General features: G+C 62.3%; 13 protein-coding genes and 7 tRNA genes. 9 read left to right on the top strand and 11 right to left on the bottom strand.

The features are described from left to right. Window positions 1-27: 27 nt before the first annotated feature. The gene (locus CTEST_RS07530) at window positions 28-1,248 is read left to right on the top strand and encodes a class I SAM-dependent RNA methyltransferase (protein ID WP_047253221.1); all 1,221 of its coding nucleotides are present in this window, start codon (window positions 28-30) and stop codon (window positions 1,246-1,248) included. A 117-nt stretch (window positions 1,249-1,365) separates the two neighbouring features. Next, a complete protein-coding gene (gene dxs / locus CTEST_RS07525; RefSeq protein WP_047253220.1) occupies window positions 1,366-3,261 on the top strand; it encodes a 1-deoxy-D-xylulose-5-phosphate synthase in 1,896 nt (631 codons plus the stop codon). On the opposite strand, the gene CTEST_RS07520 is transcribed toward dxs, so the two are convergent. Together CTEST_RS07520 and CTEST_RS07515 are read right to left on the bottom strand one after the other, a co-directional pair. Next, on the bottom strand, window positions 3,250-4,458 hold the full coding sequence (locus tag CTEST_RS07520) for an HRDC domain-containing protein (RefSeq protein WP_047253219.1): 1,209 nt from the start codon (window positions 4,456-4,458) through the stop codon (window positions 3,250-3,252). The two genes, dxs and CTEST_RS07520, sit on opposite strands and share 12 nt — an antisense overlap. Window positions 4,459-4,462: 4 nt before the next feature. Further along, entirely contained in the window at window positions 4,463-5,065 is a 603-nt protein-coding gene (locus tag CTEST_RS07515; RefSeq protein WP_047253218.1) for a DUF3000 domain-containing protein, read from the bottom strand. 308 nt (window positions 5,066-5,373) lie between these two features. On the opposite strand from CTEST_RS07515, the gene hemQ reads away from it, so the two are divergent. Further along, on the top strand, window positions 5,374-6,042 hold the full coding sequence (gene hemQ, locus CTEST_RS07510) for a hydrogen peroxide-dependent heme synthase (RefSeq protein ID WP_047254300.1): 669 nt from the start codon (window positions 5,374-5,376) through the stop codon (window positions 6,040-6,042). Between the two features lie 296 nt (window positions 6,043-6,338). On the opposite strand, the gene msrB is transcribed toward hemQ, so the two are convergent. From msrB to CTEST_RS07465, 9 genes are all read right to left on the bottom strand, one after another. After that, the gene (msrB, locus tag CTEST_RS07505; RefSeq protein WP_047253217.1) at window positions 6,339-6,743 is read right to left on the bottom strand and encodes a peptide-methionine (R)-S-oxide reductase MsrB; all 405 of its coding nucleotides are present in this window, start codon (window positions 6,741-6,743) and stop codon (window positions 6,339-6,341) included. A 30-nt stretch (window positions 6,744-6,773) separates the two neighbouring features. Beyond that, the gene (locus CTEST_RS07500) at window positions 6,774-8,066 is read right to left on the bottom strand and encodes a glycosyltransferase family 87 protein (RefSeq protein WP_311775627.1); all 1,293 of its coding nucleotides are present in this window, start codon (window positions 8,064-8,066) and stop codon (window positions 6,774-6,776) included. A gap of 31 nt (window positions 8,067-8,097) precedes the next feature. After that, on the bottom strand, window positions 8,098-8,790 hold the full coding sequence (locus CTEST_RS07495; RefSeq protein WP_047253216.1) for a dihydrofolate reductase family protein: 693 nt from the start codon (window positions 8,788-8,790) through the stop codon (window positions 8,098-8,100). Between the two features lie 49 nt (window positions 8,791-8,839). Beyond that, window positions 8,840-8,915, bottom strand: a tRNA-Gly gene (locus tag CTEST_RS07490). Window positions 8,916-8,934: 19 nt separating this feature from the next. Continuing rightward, a tRNA-Val gene (locus CTEST_RS07485) sits at window positions 8,935-9,006 on the bottom strand. Between the two features lie 13 nt (window positions 9,007-9,019). Further along, window positions 9,020-9,090, bottom strand: a tRNA-Cys gene (locus CTEST_RS07480). 43 nt (window positions 9,091-9,133) lie between these two features. Next, window positions 9,134-9,206, bottom strand: a tRNA-Gly gene (locus CTEST_RS07475). Window positions 9,207-9,225: 19 nt separating this feature from the next. Then, window positions 9,226-9,297: transfer RNA gene (locus CTEST_RS07470), tRNA-Val, on the bottom strand. 36 nt (window positions 9,298-9,333) lie between these two features. Continuing rightward, a tRNA-Gly gene (locus tag CTEST_RS07465) sits at window positions 9,334-9,406 on the bottom strand. Window positions 9,407-9,606: 200 nt separating this feature from the next. On the opposite strand from CTEST_RS07465, the gene CTEST_RS07460 reads away from it, so the two are divergent. The 6 genes from CTEST_RS07460 (at window position 9,607) to CTEST_RS07430 (ending at window position 15,070) form a co-directional block, all read left to right on the top strand. Beyond that, a tRNA-Val gene (locus CTEST_RS07460) sits at window positions 9,607-9,678 on the top strand. A 781-nt stretch (window positions 9,679-10,459) separates the two neighbouring features. After that, window positions 10,460-11,809, top strand: coding sequence for a TrkH family potassium uptake protein (locus CTEST_RS07450; protein ID WP_047253214.1), 1,350 nt, complete (start codon window positions 10,460-10,462; stop codon window positions 11,807-11,809). Further along, window positions 11,802-12,482, top strand: a complete 681-nt coding sequence (locus tag CTEST_RS07445; RefSeq protein WP_047253213.1) for a potassium channel family protein — start codon at window positions 11,802-11,804, stop codon at window positions 12,480-12,482. The genes CTEST_RS07450 and CTEST_RS07445 overlap by 8 nt, the downstream gene beginning before the upstream one ends. Before the next feature lie 188 nt (window positions 12,483-12,670). Further along, a complete protein-coding gene (locus tag CTEST_RS07440; protein WP_236686057.1) occupies window positions 12,671-13,219 on the top strand; it encodes a copper resistance CopC family protein in 549 nt (182 codons plus the stop codon). An 8-nt stretch (window positions 13,220-13,227) separates the two neighbouring features. Continuing rightward, a complete protein-coding gene (locus CTEST_RS07435) occupies window positions 13,228-13,812 on the top strand; it encodes a copper chaperone PCu(A)C (RefSeq protein WP_047253211.1) in 585 nt (194 codons plus the stop codon). 19 nt (window positions 13,813-13,831) lie between these two features. Then, window positions 13,832-15,070: a Dyp-type peroxidase gene (locus CTEST_RS07430; RefSeq protein WP_047253210.1), complete on the top strand. Its 1,239-nt coding sequence runs from the start codon at window positions 13,832-13,834 to the stop codon at window positions 15,068-15,070. Window positions 15,071-15,170: the final 100 nt, after the last annotated feature.

Below are 15,170 nucleotides of genomic sequence, written 5' to 3'. Positions count from 1 at the left end.
CAACCCAGCAATCAAGGAGCACACATCGTGACCGAGCTCGAGCGGGGTACCACCCGGGAACTGCACATCACCCGGATGGCCCACGGCGGCGAGGGGATCGCGGAGATCGACGGGCGAGTCGTTTTCGTCCGTGGCGCGTACCCCGGCGATACGGTCTCCGCGACCATTACCAAGGTGAAGAAGAACTTTGCCCGCGCCGAGGCAGAGTCGGTCATCAGCGCTGGTCCCTACCGGGTGGAGCAGTCGTGCCCGGCGGCGGCAGCGGGGGCGGGGTGCTGCGATTTCGGCGATCTCGACCCGGCGAAGGAACTTGACCTCAAGGTTGGTGTGCTCGAAGGCCAGCTCACTCGGCTGGGCAAGGTCGTTGACCTGCCGGTGGTGGAACCCCTCGACCTGCTGCCGGCGCGCGGGTGGCGCACGCGGGTGCGACTGGGCGTCGATACGCAGGGACATGCGGGCTTCCGTGCCCGCGGCTCCAATGACATCATCACCGTGGCCTGCACACAGGTCGTGGACACGCTTCTCGACGGCCTCGTCGGCCCCGGCGCCCGTAGCTTCACGCCCGGTGCGGAAGTCATCGCCGTCCTAGACGGCGAAGGTCAACGCCACGTCGTTGAGACTCGCCGCGCCCCGCGCGGTCGCCGCGTTGAGCGGATCACGGAAGTCCTCGACGGTTCTGGCACCGTCACCGAGCTTGCCGACGCCCACACCTTCCGCTTCCCAGCCACCGCCTTCTGGCAGGCACACCGCAACGCACCCGATGCGTACACCGGCCTCATCCGCCGCTGGCTCGCCGACCTCGCACCCCGGGAGGACGTGAAGGCCATCGGATGGGATCTCTACGGCGGCGTCGGCCTGTTTGTCCCCGCACTGGCCGACAGCCTGGGGGAGCAGGCTGCCATCCACTCCGTTGACTACTCCGCCGCCGCGAGCAAGCTGGAACAGCCGGACCTCGACCGCTATGACGTGACGATGCACAACCAGCGGGTGGAAGCCGCCGTGGGCACGCTCCCGAAGCCGCGCATCGTCGTGTTGGACCCGCCGCGCACGGGCGCGGGCGATGCGGTAGTCGCGGCCGTCGCCAAGCAGGAACCGGAACGCGTCATCCATGTTGGCTGCGACCCGGCGACCTTCTCCCGCGACGTCGCCGCGTGGGCCGAAGGCGGATACCGCCTGAGCAGGCTCGCAGTTGTCAATGCCTTCCCCGGCACGCACCATTTTGAGATTGTTGGCGAACTGACGCGCTAAGGCCCGTTAATGCCACTGCCTGGGGATGTCCAGGATTCCGGACATTCCCAGGTACCATGGACGGATACTGGCGGCTGCGGTTTGTACACATTGAGACAAGGAGACGATTACACACCAATGGGTATTCTCAGCGGATTGTCATCGCCCGCCGATCTCAAGGCAGTCGATGCGGATCACCTCGATGACCTGGCGGAAGAGATCCGCCACCTGCTCGTGGACAAGGTCTCAGCGACCGGCGGACACCTCGGCCCCAACCTCGGCGTCGTCGAACTGACCATCGCCTTGCACCGCGTCTTCAACTCGCCCGCCGATCCCATCATTTTTGATACGTCCCACCAGTCGTATGTACACAAAATCCTCACCGGACGGGCCGATCAATTTGATACGCTCCGGCAATCCGGGGGGCTATCCGGCTACACCGATCGCGGCGAATCCGACCACGACTGGACCGAATCCTCCCACGCCTCCGCCGCGCTGTCCTACGCCGACGGCCTGGCCAAAGCCTTCGACATCACCGGCCAGAAGGAACGCAAAGTCGTCGCCGTCGTCGGCGATGGCGCCCTCACCGGCGGAATGTGCTGGGAGGCGCTGAACAACATTGCCTCCGGACATGACCGCAACGTGGTCATCGTGGTCAATGACAACGGCCGCTCCTACTCGCCCACCATCGGCGGATTCGCCACCAACCTCGCCCAACTGCGCATGCAACGCAGCTACGACGAAATCATGGAGCACGGCAAGAAGACCCTGAAATCCATGGGCTGGGTGGGGGAGCGCACCTTCGAAGCCCTGCAAGCCTTCAAAGAGGGCGTCAAATCTCAGGTCATCCCCACCGAGATGTTCCCCGAGCTCGGCATGAAATACGTCGGCCCGGTGCACGGCCATGATCTCTCCATGCTCATCGACGCCCTCACCTACGCCCGCAACTACGACGGCCCCATCATCGTCCACGCCGTCACCGAAAAGGGCCACGGCTTCGCCCCCGCCGTCAATGATCTCGCCGACCAGATGCACGCCACCGGAGTCATTGACCCCATCACTGGCGAACCCAAATCAGCGTCCTCCCCGGGCTGGACCAACATCTTCACCGAGGAGATCGTCCAGGCCGCCGAGGAGCGCGAGGACATCGTCGCCATCACCGCCGCGATGGCCGGGCCGACGGGCTTGTCCGAATTCGCCGAGAAGTTCCCCTCCCGATTCTTCGACGTCGGCATCGCCGAGCAACACGCGCTGACCTCCGCCGCCGGCCTCGCCCTCGGTGGGCTGCACCCCGTCGTGGCCATCTACGCCACCTTCCTCAACCGCGCCTTCGACCAGCTGGTCATGGACGTCGGCCTGCTCGACTTGCCCGTCACCTTGGTCCTCGACCGCGCAGGTGTCACCGGCACCGACGGCGCCAGCCACAACGGCGTGTGGGACATGGCGATCACCTCCATCGTGCCGGGCATCAAGGTCGCCGCCCCTCGCGATGGCTCCCAGCTGCGCGAGCTTTTCCGCGAGTGCCTCGACGTTGCCGACGGTCCGACCGCCGTGCGCTACCCCAAGGGCTCCCTGCCCGAGGAACACCCCGCACTCATGCGCCTGGATGATGGCGTGGACATCTTGCGCTACACAGATTCCGCGGAATCCGATGGCCTCGACGTGCTCATTGTCTCCGTCGGCTGTTTCGCCGGCCTCGCGCTCGACGCGGCCGAACGCATCGAAGCAGAAGGCGTCAATGTCACCGTCGTCGATCCCCGATGGATCACCCCGGTTGCCCCCTCGCTCATCGCGCTTGCCGACGACCACGACCTCGTCGTCGTCATCGAAGACGGCATCGTCCGCGGCGGAGTCGGCTCCCTCATTTCTGAGGCCCTCGACGCCGCCGAGGTGAACACCCCGCTGCGCCGCCTGGGCTTCCCGGACTTCTATCCCGCCCACGCCTCTCGCGATGAATTGCTCGCCGAGGTCGGCTTAGATGTGGACGGCGTGGTCGACTCCATTACCGCATCGCTGGAAGCCCTAACGGACTAAAGCGTCTACCAGCAGGGGAGCGACCAGCTCCACCTGCCATTCGCGGGCGCCGTGATCGTGGAGCCACCCCACGAGATCATTCTCGGTGCCGATCTCCCGAGTCTCGGTGGCGGCCCAAATAGCCTCGCGGGCCATGGACGGCTGCAGAAGATTCTCCACCGGGATACCAAGGTCGAGAGAAATCTCCTCGATGCCCGCGCGGAAGTGAGTCAACGCCTCCCACGCCTCCGGGTGATAGTTCGCCCACGTGCTGTGATGGGGCGCGCCGCGGGAAGAACGCTCCCGCTTCGGCCACGTGCTCGGCTGCGACGTCCGCGCACGGTGGATAATCTGAAACCAGAACCCGGTGGAAGACTGGCGCTTCCGCGGGAACCCCTTCACCCGGGCCAACTCCGCGACGGAGTCCGGCAACACGCGGGCGATCTCCACGAGCACCTTGTTCGGCAGCACCTTCGACACCGCGCGATCATTGTCCACCGCGATGGACTGTCGTGCCAGCCACAGCTCCCGCGCCACCGCCAACTGCTCCGGGCGGGTCAACGTGGACACGCCCTTCGTGTCACGCCAGGTGAGCGTCGCGGGCTCGACAATGTCGGCATGCTCAGCACGAATGTAGGCGAACTCCTCCTCAGCCCACTCCAACTTGCCCTGCTGATCCAGAATCTCCGCCATCGCCTCCGCCAGCTCCAGAAGCAACTCCACATCCAGCGCGGCATAGGACAACCAATTCTCCGGCAGCGGCACCTTCGACCAATCCTCAGCCCCGTGCCCCTTGGCCAGCTGCTGGTCAAACACCTCCGAAATCATGGCCGCGAGATTGACATGATCAAAGCCAGCGAGACGTCCCGCAAGCTCCGTATCAAACAGCGTCCCCGGGTACAGGCCAAGCCACGCGAGACTCGGGAGATCCGACGGAGCAGCATGAATCACCCACTCCTGCCCGTTAAGCACGGGTGCGAGTGCCGCGGTGAACTCATCCCGGAGGCCCTCCGGGGCAAACAACAGCGTGCCGACGCCGCGCCTACGCACCTGGATGAGGAAAGCGCGGTCGTCGAAACGAAAGCCGGAGGCGCGTTCCGTATCAATGGCAATGGGACCCGTGCCCGCCAACAGCCTTGCTGCAGCAGACTCGAAATCTTCCACCGTGTCCAGCACCGCCGGAATCCCCTCACGCGGGGCAGACAATTCAGACGCCATGCCACTAACGCCCAAGCTGGGTGACGCCCTCCGGCGGCAAACCGGCCACATTAGCCAACACGCGCGAAAACGCCGCCACGTGCGGAGCCAAATCAATACCCTCCGCCGTCCACGACGCGCGCATCTCCAATTGATGAGACCGCGGCGGGCCACCAATCTCCCCAAAGCGTACCGACGCCGTCGCCGTCACCGTCCCACCCAAATTCGTGTGGTCCGCCCCAGCCTGCGCCAAACCCTCCGTCAGCCACTCCCACGCCACATCCGGCAGCAACGGATCCGCCGCCACCTCATGATCCATATCAGCCTGAATATAGGCAACCAGACGCATCGACCCCGTCCACGCCTCCTCCGCACCCGGATCATGCAGCAGAATCAACCGACCAAAGGCATCGCCCTCCGAATCAGTCGCAATAGCCTCATCATCCTGCTCCACCTCCAGCCCAATCGCATGGCTAAACGGCGCCAAACGCTGCGGCGGACGAATCGTCCCCAACGTAATCTCCGGCCGCAGGGTCGCGCGATGCATCGACTCAACAGCCTCCGAAAACGCCGGAGGAGTCGTATTGCCGGAAATCGTCTCGGTCATCTCGTTGGCGTCCTTAGTCATGTCTTGAGTGGCGCCGGGAGCGGAGCGCTGGGAAGTACGTGAAGACAACTGACTCAGCTTCGGCGTAGCCTCTAGCTTTGCCTTTTGCGTTGCCTTTGGTGTTGTCGAAGTGACATCGTTGAACACGACACCAAAATAACAACCTGCCTGGATAACCCGGGGAGGCGCGCCGATAAGGGAGGGGCGAACTACCTCCCCACCCGTATCCAACTTATGATTGACCCAAGGCCGGATACACGGCGAGTCATTTTCTCGAAAGGACACGTGAGAACTCCGTGAGCAAACTCGATTTCAACGAGCTCAACAGCATGCAGCGCTACACCCAATGGGTCACCTTCCGCGCCATCCCCGGCGCCCTCGGCTCCGAGCGCGACAACATCATCGCCGAAGTCCGCACCTACCTCACCAACCTCGAAGCAGAAGGCAACGTCGTCGTCCGCGGCATCTACGACATCTCCGGCATCCGCGCCGAAGCCGACATCATGATCTGGTGGCACGCCGAAGAATTCGAACAGCTCCAAGAAGCACTCAACCGACTCCGCCGCACCACCGTCTTCGGCCAGGCCGTCGAACTCTTCTGGATCGGCAACGGCCTCCACCGCCCCGCCGAATTCAACCGCTCCCACCTGCCCTCCTTCATCATGGGCGAAGAAGCCGAACGCTGGATCACCGTCTACCCCTTCGTCCGCTCCTACGACTGGTACCTCCTCGACCCCAAGGAACGCCGCCGCATCCTCTCCGAGCACGGCCAAAGCGCCCGCGACTTCCCGGATGTCCGCGCCAACACCGTCCCCGCCTTCGCCCTCGGCGACTACGAATGGCTCCTCGCCTTCGAAGGCCCCCGCCTTGACCGCATCGTCGACCTCATGCACAAGATGCGCTACACCGATGCCCGCCTCCACGTCCGCGAAGAGATTCCCTTCTTCTCCGGCCGCCGCGTGGACGATGTCGCTGAAGTTATTGAGATGCTGCCCTAAATCTGGTTTGTCTCCTGGCCCTGCTCCGGTTCCCCTTGGGGTGCTGGGGTGGGGCCTTGTTGCGGGCCGGTTTCGGGGTTCACGTCGCGATCAGGGCGTCGGGATCTGCCAAAATTCTCGAGAATACGAAAACCGATTCTCCGCGACCTGCGGAAACAATAAGTAACATCATTCATTCTAGAGAATTTTGGCACTCTGCCCTCCGCTCGGCCCTCCGCTCGTCCCTCCATTCGGCCCAAATCACCCCATGAAGAAGCGCCGGGAGCCCTCGATAGGGTTCCCGGCGCCAGTGGATATTACTCAGCTTCCTCCAGCTGCAAGCTGATGGAGTTGATGCAGTAGCGAAGATCGGTGGGCGTGTTGTACCCCTCGCCCTCAAAAACGTGCCCCAGGTGCGATTCGCAGTTGGCGCAGAGAACCTCGGTGCGGGTCATGCCCAGGGAGGTGTCGGTGCGCTCGATGATGCGACCTTCGGCGAGCGGGGAGAAGAAGGATGGCCACCCGCAGTGGGAGTCGAACTTCTCGGTGGAGCGGAAGAGTTCGGCGCCGCAGGCGCGACAGGTGTAGATGCCCTCGGCGGTGGTGTGGGTGTATTCGCCGACGCCGGGCGGCTCGGTGCCGGCTTCGCGGAGGACGTGGAACTCTTCGGGGGTGAGGCGTTGGCGCCATTCGTTGTCGCTGATGAGCTTGAAGTCAGTCATCGTGGTCCCTTCCGTGGTTTTCCGCAGCCGTTACCGATGGCTGCGCGGGCTCAATGCGGGCTCGGTGCCCTTGCCTTTGCTCCAACGCCGTCCGGCATCATCGTATTCCGCGCGCCACCAAGAAAGTGCGCAGGTGGTGATGATGATCAGTAGCATGGCCCAGCCGGCGGTGCCGCGGAAGTATTCGAGCCAGCGGGTGAGGTCGGGGGCTTCGTTGGTGATCCATCCGTCGGGGGTAAGGAAGAGGTAGGCGGCGAGCCAGGCGGGCCAGGTGTGGAAGACGCTGGTGCGCAGCAATAGGGTGAACATGAGGGGGAACAGGGTCATGGAGTAGTACATCTGTCCCAGGGAGGAGAGGAAGAAGACGCCGGTGAGTAATAGGCCGGAGGTGGTGGTGGCCCAGAGGAGGGGGTCGGTGTAGCGCCAGCGGAGGAGCACGATGACGCCGATGCCGACGATTGCCGCGAAGATGAGCCATAGGATTGACTCGAGTGCGGGGGGCATGCCGAAGTAGACGGCGAAGCCGGCGAGTGAGGAGTTGGCGTAGTCGCGGACGTCGCCGAGGTAGGGAACGAGTCTCGTTAGGTAGTCGGAGGCTCCGGGCACGAGTGGCCACGCGACGATATTGAAGGCGACGGGGACGGTGATGCCACCGACGACCGTTTTCCAATCCAGCTTGACGGCTGGGAGGAACAGGAGCGGCGCGAATTGGGGTTTGACCAGGATGGCCAGGCCAATGACGATTCCGGCCCACCAGCTGTGCCCGTGCAGCAGTAGCCACAGGAAGGCCACCAAAGCCAGCAGGAGAATGCCGTTGATGTTGGAGAAGATGAGGGTGTTGCGGACGGATTCGGTGAGGAAAGCCAGCGCGATTGAAGTGGGCCACACCAGTGACCGGAGCGAAAAGCCGAACAGCCTGGTCAGTAGCGCCATGGCCGCCACGATGGCCAGGGCGTTGACGATGATGAATCCCAGCCGTGCGCTATCGAAGTCGGTGGACCAGCCCAGCGGGGTGAGCAGGAGGGTCGCGCCCGGGTTGTAGAGGTAGTGCGGGTCGACGTGGTGGTAGATCTCGTTGTAGACCGGCACGCCGTCGATGGAGCGGCGGATTGCGGAGTAGACGGTGGTGAAGTCGTCTGTCACGGATCCGTTGACGGCCAGGATGAACACTCGGTGCAGGACGAGCATCACGGCTAGGGGCCAGGCGATGGAGTTGCCGATGAAGTCCCACCGCGTGCGGCGGGGTTGCGCCTCGTCCACGCTGTCGGTCAGCGGGGAAGATGCCACCCACAGGCGTTTGAGTCTGGCTGTTGGCGAAGTCACGTGGCTTACCCTATCTGACCTGCTGGCTACCTTAGGGTTCAACACTCCTGCGATAGCGGAGGAAGAGCGTGCTGTCCTTGGTCGCGGCGTGGTAGTCGAGGTTCATCCGCCGGTGGAAGCCGTCCCCGTCCGGACGGACATGGAAAAGCTGCTTATCGACGGGCGCGTTGGCCACCGGTGCCACCGTCAGGTGCCACACGTCAACCAGGTCGGCACCGAACATCATGGCGTAGATCCCTGGCCCACCTTCGCAGGTGACTCGGACAAGACCTTCGGCGTGCAAGGCGCCGAGGATTTCCGCCGGGGTGCCTTCCCCCGTTGCTACGATGCGGGCACCAGCTGCCACAAGAGCTTCTCGACGCCCCGCTAACCGCGGGTCGTCGAGGGCTTCAGCGGGCGCCAGCAGTAGGGGAGCACCAGCCATGACCTGGTGCTCCGGGTCGAGGCTGAGGCTGCGGGTGATGATGGCGATGGGTGTCGCCGAGGCGTGATAATTTTCGGCGATGACGGTGCGGGCGCCGACGAGGATGACGTCAGCCCAGTCGCGCAGGCCCAGCAGGAGCTTCGTGTCGGTTTCATTGCCCAGGGCGCCGGACGTGCCGTCGACCGAAATGCTGCCACCCGGCGTGGTCACGGTGACTGCTCGGAGCTCGGCCACGCCGGGCGGCTGAACCGGGCCGATGAGCTCGGTGAGGTCAAGGTCGGTGGGGTAGGGGCGCGTCATAGGGAAAACGTACCAAAAGTAAAAGCCCAGCGATCATCGCTGGGCTTCATGGAGCGGATGACGAGACTCGAACTCGCGACCCTCACCTTGGCAAGGTGATGCGCTACCAACTGCGCTACATCCGCATCGAGGTTTGATCCTCTGTGCGCGATACTGGGATTGAACCAGTGACCTCTTCCGTGTCAGGGAAGCGCTCTCCCGCTGAGCTAATCGCGCTTGGTCTAACTAGAGGTGGAAACGGGAATCGAACCCGTGTGCACGGTTTTGCAGACCGTTGCCTCACCACTCGGCCATTCCACCGTGGCGTGTTACCGCCTCCGGTATCTTGATGAGAAGATACCAGAGCGGATGACGAGACTCGAACTCGCGACCCTCACCTTGGCAAGGTGATGCGCTACCAACTGCGCTACATCCGCATCGAGGTTTGACCCTCTGTGCGCGATACTGGGATTGAACCAGTGACCTCTTCCGTGTCAGGGAAGCGCTCTCCCGCTGAGCTAATCGCGCGGGTTCATTTCATACCGATTGGCCCGGTGAAATGAGAGCGGATGACGAGACTCGAACTCGCGACCCTCACCTTGGCAAGGTGATGCGCTACCAACTGCGCTACATCCGCACGCACCACGCTGTTGCTTGGTGCGAGACAAAACTCTATCGGTATCCCCATACACAATACAAATCCCCTGGTTGAGGACGATGTCCTCATGTGAGGACGCCCATCAAAGTTACGTTGGTGTCATTTTGGCGGACAACCTGCGGATTAGGAGCCGACAAAGCTGGCAGTGTAAAGTCTGTTAGCGCACGCTACGGCGTTGCGGTCCTATGGCTCAGTGGAAGAGCGTTCCGTTCACACCGGAAAGGTCGCTGGTTCGAACCCAGCTAGGACCACTTTATATCCGTCGGTGGAGCCGACGGATTTTTCTTTTGGTCCAATGTTTTTTGCGCCTCTGACCCACGGTGCTAGCCGGGCTTAGGGGGAATTCAGCTCCGCGGAATAGCAACTACTTCTCAACGGTTGGTAACGTAGCTACACGTAGGTGGCCATCCCGCTGAGCAAGGGTGCTGCTGGATCGGAGGGATACCCACATGACCATGATCGCGCTAGCCATTGCGATTGCTCTAATCTCTGCCCTGGGAGTCCTGCAACTACTCGTGGCAGCGGGCCTCCCTTTGGGGCGATGGGTATGGGGAGGGCAACACCGCGTGCTGCCGCAGCGGTTGCGCCTGAGTAGTCTCATGACAGTGCTGATTTACTTAGTATTTGGGGCCATTCTTCTCTGTCGGGCAGGGGTGTTACCTGGCGGAAGCAACTTGGCGGTGGTGATCCTCACCTGGGCGCTTTTCGCATTTTTTGGGCTGAGCGTCTTGGTGAATGGGATTTCACGAAGCCCAGCCGAACGGTGGACGATGACGCCGATAAGTGCCGCACTGGCGGTAGCAACATTGGTCATTGCCCTCGGCTAGCCTGCAGGCCTTCTTCATTACCCACTCGCTTTCTTTTGGGGCTGCGAGTCGGGTGTTTCATGGGGTGGTAGTCAAGGCCTTTTTGACCTGCCACGCATGCACGGGCTGTGGCAAATTGCCTATTTAGCTGGGGATATATTAGTAGCTGACCGATGAGAAGTTGTTCCGATTCCACGTAGATGAAAGTAGGTCTACGATTCTGTCCATGTCGTTTCGCTGGCGCGTTCGCCCTACAACCGGGGTTGCCATGGGCTTCCTCGGCGTCATCGTGGTGGGCACTGTCGTATTGATGTTGCCGTGGGCGTCGAGAAGCACTCCGACATCGTTCCTTGATGCTCTTTTTACCGCGACCTCTGCGACGTGTTTGACGGGCCTGATCACGGTGGATACAGCTCAGCATTGGTCGGCGGCCGGGCAGGTCACGATCATGGTTCTCATTCAGCTGGGTGGCCTGGGGTTCATGACTTTAGCTTCGCTGTTGGGGCTGTTTCTGGCCGGGCGTCTTGGTTTGCAACAGCGGTTGGGGGCGAGCGCGGAAGGGCGAGGAGTCGACCTCGGGGAAGTGTCCTGGGTTATTAGGGCAACGATTATCTTCACGCTGGTCGTGGAAGTGGTGGTCACCGTTGTGTTGGCCCTCCGCTTTCACGTGGGTTATGGGTACTCCTGGGGGAGGTCGTTGTGGGAGGGGTTGTTTCACGCGATTTCGAGCTTCAACAATGCTGGGTTTGCCCTGTATACCGACAACGTCATGGGGTTTGTTGCCGATGCGTGGGTGCTGCTGCCACTGGCGTTTTCCCTCATGGTGGGCGGGTTGGGCTTTCCTGTGTTGCTGGAAGCTTATCGACGCACGCGTGGCATTCTGTTGGGCTTCCACCCGCGACGGTGGAGTCTGACGGCGAGATTCACGTTCGTCGGCACGCTGTTTCTCACGGTTAGCGGAACGTTGCTGTTTGCTGTCGCCGAATGGCGCGGAGCCTTTGCCCACTTGGGCTCCCCTGGGGCCAAGATCCTCAACGCCTTCTTTGCCAGCGTGAGTCCACGCACCGCCGGATTCAACGCGGTGGACTACGCCGATTTTCACCCGTCGACGCTGTTGGGTACCGATTTTCTCATGTTCATCGGCGGTGGCTCGGGCGGTACGGCGGGTGGCGTGAAGATCACCACGGCGGCCGTACTCCTCGCCGCCATCATCGCCGAAGTGAAGGGGCGCGACGCGGTCTCGGTGCACGGTCGCTCGATTGAGGGAAGGATCATTCGTCAAGCGTTGGCTGTGTTGACCGCCGCCGTGGGAATGGTGGGGCTATCCACCATGGCGATCCTCTTCCTCGCCCCGCAGTTCACCACTGACCAGATCTTGTTCGATGTAGTGAGCGCCTTTGCCACGGTGGGCCTATCCACGGGCATCACACCGTATCTACCGGCCCCGGCGCAGCTCATCCTCATCGTGCTCATGTACGCGGGCCGGGTGGGACCTCTCGTCCTCGCGTCGGCGCTCGCGGGCCGCTCACGTCCGCGACAGTTTGAATACCCAGCAGAAAGGCCGTTCATTGCTTAAACAATTTCGCCAGTCATCTCAGGAGAGCGGGCCGGTCTTCATCCTGGGTCTCGGCCGCTTCGGACGTGCCCTCGGGGCGGAGCTCATCGCCGGGGGCGTGGAAGTCCTGGGCGTCGATGCTGACTCGAAAATCGTTCAGGAGGTGTGCGCAACCTTTGACCATGTCGTCACCGCTGACACGACCAACCCCGAGGTCCTGCGACAGCTGGGGATTGAAGAGTCGAGCCGGGTGGTCATCGCCATCGGCCGGAAGATAGAGAATTCCCTCCTGACTGCCTCCGCGGTGGTGGACATGAACGTCGCGTCGGTGTGGGCGAAGGCCGACAACGACGCGCATGCGAAAATCCTGCGGCAGATCGGTGTCCATCACGTCATCAGGCCCGAGGCCGATTCGGGCCGCCGAGTCGCTCACCTCATGGGCGGACGCCTGCAGGACTACCTGGAATTCGATCGGGATTTCGCCGTAGCAAAGATAGCCCCGCCCGTGTCAGTACTGGACCGGACGGTCGAAGACATCCACACCCGCACGAAGGGGAAGATCCAGATCCTGGCACTGCGGGACCCGGATGGGTGCTTCCACCGGGCGGAAAACGGCGATGTAGTTCGACCTGGCAGCTTGATCATCGTGGCCGGCCGGGTGAGCACGATCGAGGATTTCGCCGGCCAGAGCTGAGTGTGCGGCAGATCACGAAAGTGATGCCGAGTAGGCTTCCTGCAGGTAGGCAATCGAAAATGAATAAAACATGGCTGCGGCCGCGCTGACGGCAGGGAACTAGAAGAAGGGGTTGTCCGACTGCTCTAATGATGCTCGCACTGAGCGAGTATCGTGACCCCCAAACCAGTGAAGGTAGTTAAACAATCGTGAAGTTGTCCCGAATCTCTGTGGCACCCAGCGCCGTTGCCGTAGCAACAGCCGGACTCTTGCTCGTCGGTGCTCCGGCCGCATTCGCCCACGACTCGGTCATCGGCGGCGACCCCGCCAATGAGGCCGTGTTGGAGGAATTCCCCGACAAAGTGACCCTGGAATTCTCCGGCAACATCAAAGATGACTTCAACACCTTTGCCATCTCCGACGTAGATTCTGGCGACATCCTCTTCACCGGGGAACCGACCACGGATGGACGTTTCGCCTCCCTCGAGCTGCCCACCGACCTCAACCCCGGCGCCGGTGACTACCGCATCGGGTTCCAGATCACCTCCTCCGACGGACATTCCACTCGTGGAATGACGACCTTCAGCGTGGTTGAGGGAGAAGCGGAGACGACGGCTCCGGCGGACGTCGATAGTGAGCAGCCGGCGGATACCGCAACGGAGCAGGGCATGGGCACGTGGCTGATCGCTGGCTTGGGAATTGTCGCTTTGCTGGGAGTCATCGCCATGGTGATTTTCCGGGGCCGAAACAACACATAGGAGCATCAATGTTCACTCGCGGTCGAATCGCAATTTCTGCCATCGCCATCGCTGGGCTCGCACTAGCTGGCTGCAGCCCCTCGGGGGAGAGCGCCTCCGAGTCGAAGGTTAACACCGCAACCTCTGCGGCCGCCCCCTCAACCGGCGCCCACGACAACGCCGAAGACACCCTCACCTTTACCGACGGCGTGGTCCGGGCCAAGGGCACAGACAAAGACATGACCGGCATTTTCGGCGTCTTCCACAACTTCAGTGACTCCGAGGTCACCGTCGTCGGCTTCAAGGCTGGATTTGACGATGCCACATACGAAATCCACGAGGTGGTCGATGGGGTGATGCAGCAGAAGGAAGGCGGCATCACCATCCCGGCTGGCGGTACGCATGAGCTCAAGCCGGGTGGCGACCACATGATGATCCTCGACCACAAGGAAGAGATTCCCGCGGGCGATGAGATCGACCTGGTCATCGAACTGGGCGACGGCAGCACCGTCGAGGTAGACAACGTCCCCGTGCGCACCATGAACTCGGGCGATGAAAACTACGGCGAAGACGGCGACTTGGTCGGGCATTCTCCCGCCCACGATTCTCACTAATTAAAAGGAGCGCGAGTTCATGTCGGGGATTTCCCGTCGAGGCTTCCTCACTGGGCTTGGAGTCACCGCGGGCGGCGCGGCACTAGTCAGCTGCGCCGCCGGTGACGAAGAACAAGCCGTGATGTCCCAAGGGCACGACACGGATGCGTATCTGCAGGACGCCATCGTTGCTTTCGATGATGTCCATCAGGCCGGAATTGACACGCCAGCCCAGTCCACCCTCAACCTCATTGGCTTCAATCTCGTCGATGGAGTGGATCGGGCCGGGCTCACCCGGCTCATGCGATCGTGGACTCAGGACTCGCGTTCGATGTGCACGGGGGAAACACCCCTCGGCAGCCTCGAGCCGGAGCTGATGGTCGCCCCGGCCAACCTCACCATCACCTGTGGCCTGGGTGAAGGCGCGTTCTCCAAGGCCGGCCTGGAGGCAGAAAAGCCCGAGTGGCTCGCGCCCATCAAGGCATTCCAGCGAGACAAGTTAGAGCCCGCGTGGGGCCAAACCGACCTCGTGATCCAGATCTGCTCCGATGATCCGCTCATGGTCTCCCACGCCACTCGGCACCTCGTGCGGACCGGCATTGACTACGCCACGGTCGCCTGGATACAGCAGGGTTTCCTGCATGCCAATGGCTCCGTCGAAGCGGGCACCACCCCGCGCAATCTCTTCGGTCAGGTCGACGGCACCGTCAATCCCCGCAGTGCAGAGCAATTCGATGAGCAGGTCTGGATCGATGATGCACCCGCCGGGCAGCAAGGATCAACGTGCCTGGTGGTGCGTCGCATCAACATGAACATGGATACCTGGGAAATGCTCGATCGCGGCTCCCGGGAGGAGTCCGTAGGACGACGACTGGACAACGGTGCCCCCCTGACCGGCGAAAACGAGTTTGATGAGCCGGACTACGCGGCCGTCGATAAGTATGGTTTGCCGATCATTGACAAAGACAGCCACATGGCTCGCTCGAAGCCCGCAGACGGCCACCCAGAGCAGCGACTTCTGCGGCGCGCCTACAACTACGACCTCGCTCCCGAGCCGGGCAGCGAGCAGCTGTCCAACTCGGGCCTAGTGTTCATCTGCTTCCAGCGCGACCCGATTACCCAGTTCACCGCCATCCAGGAACGACTGGATGAATCGGATCGACTCAACGAGTGGATCACTCACATTGGATCGGCCGTCTATTGGATTCCACCCGGGACCAGCGCCGACGGGCGAGAGCGGGATCGTTTTTGGGCAGAAAGTGTGCTCGCGGACTCTTAACTCTGGTCGTGTGTGGGCGAGGGGGTAGGATAATCGACGAACGTTTTGCGGCCTTGGTCGCACACGTGCCCACATGTTGAGCAGGCGGCGGCCAGGTATG

Origin of the sequence: Corynebacterium testudinoris (assembly GCF_001021045.1) — a bacterium.
GTDB classification, from domain to species: Bacteria; Actinomycetota; Actinomycetes; order Mycobacteriales; family Mycobacteriaceae; genus Corynebacterium; species Corynebacterium testudinoris.
Note: the sequence above shows the minus strand (reverse complement) of the source record. Positions and strands in the feature narration are given on the sequence as shown.

Bases quoted from the DNA above. Each gene is read 5' to 3' on its own strand.
- dxs (WP_047253220.1), top strand. From the start codon at position 1,366: ATGGGTATTCTCAGCGGATTGTCATCGCCCGCCGATCTCAAGGCAGTC.
- CTEST_RS07520 (WP_047253219.1), bottom strand. From the start codon at position 4,458: ATGGCGTCTGAATTGTCTGCCCCGCGTGAGGGGATTCCGGCGGTGCTG.
- CTEST_RS07515 (WP_047253218.1), bottom strand. From the start codon at position 5,065: ATGACTAAGGACGCCAACGAGATGACCGAGACGATTTCCGGCAATACG.
- hemQ (WP_047254300.1), top strand. From the start codon at position 5,374: ATGCAGCGCTACACCCAATGGGTCACCTTCCGCGCCATCCCCGGCGCC.
- msrB (WP_047253217.1), bottom strand. From the start codon at position 6,743: ATGACTGACTTCAAGCTCATCAGCGACAACGAATGGCGCCAACGCCTC.
- CTEST_RS07495 (WP_047253216.1), bottom strand. From the start codon at position 8,790: ATGACGCGCCCCTACCCCACCGACCTTGACCTCACCGAGCTCATCGGC.
- CTEST_RS07450 (WP_047253214.1), top strand. From the start codon at position 10,460: ATGTCGTTTCGCTGGCGCGTTCGCCCTACAACCGGGGTTGCCATGGGC.
- CTEST_RS07435 (WP_047253211.1), top strand. From the start codon at position 13,228: ATGTTCACTCGCGGTCGAATCGCAATTTCTGCCATCGCCATCGCTGGG.
- CTEST_RS07430 (WP_047253210.1), top strand. From the start codon at position 13,832: ATGTCGGGGATTTCCCGTCGAGGCTTCCTCACTGGGCTTGGAGTCACC.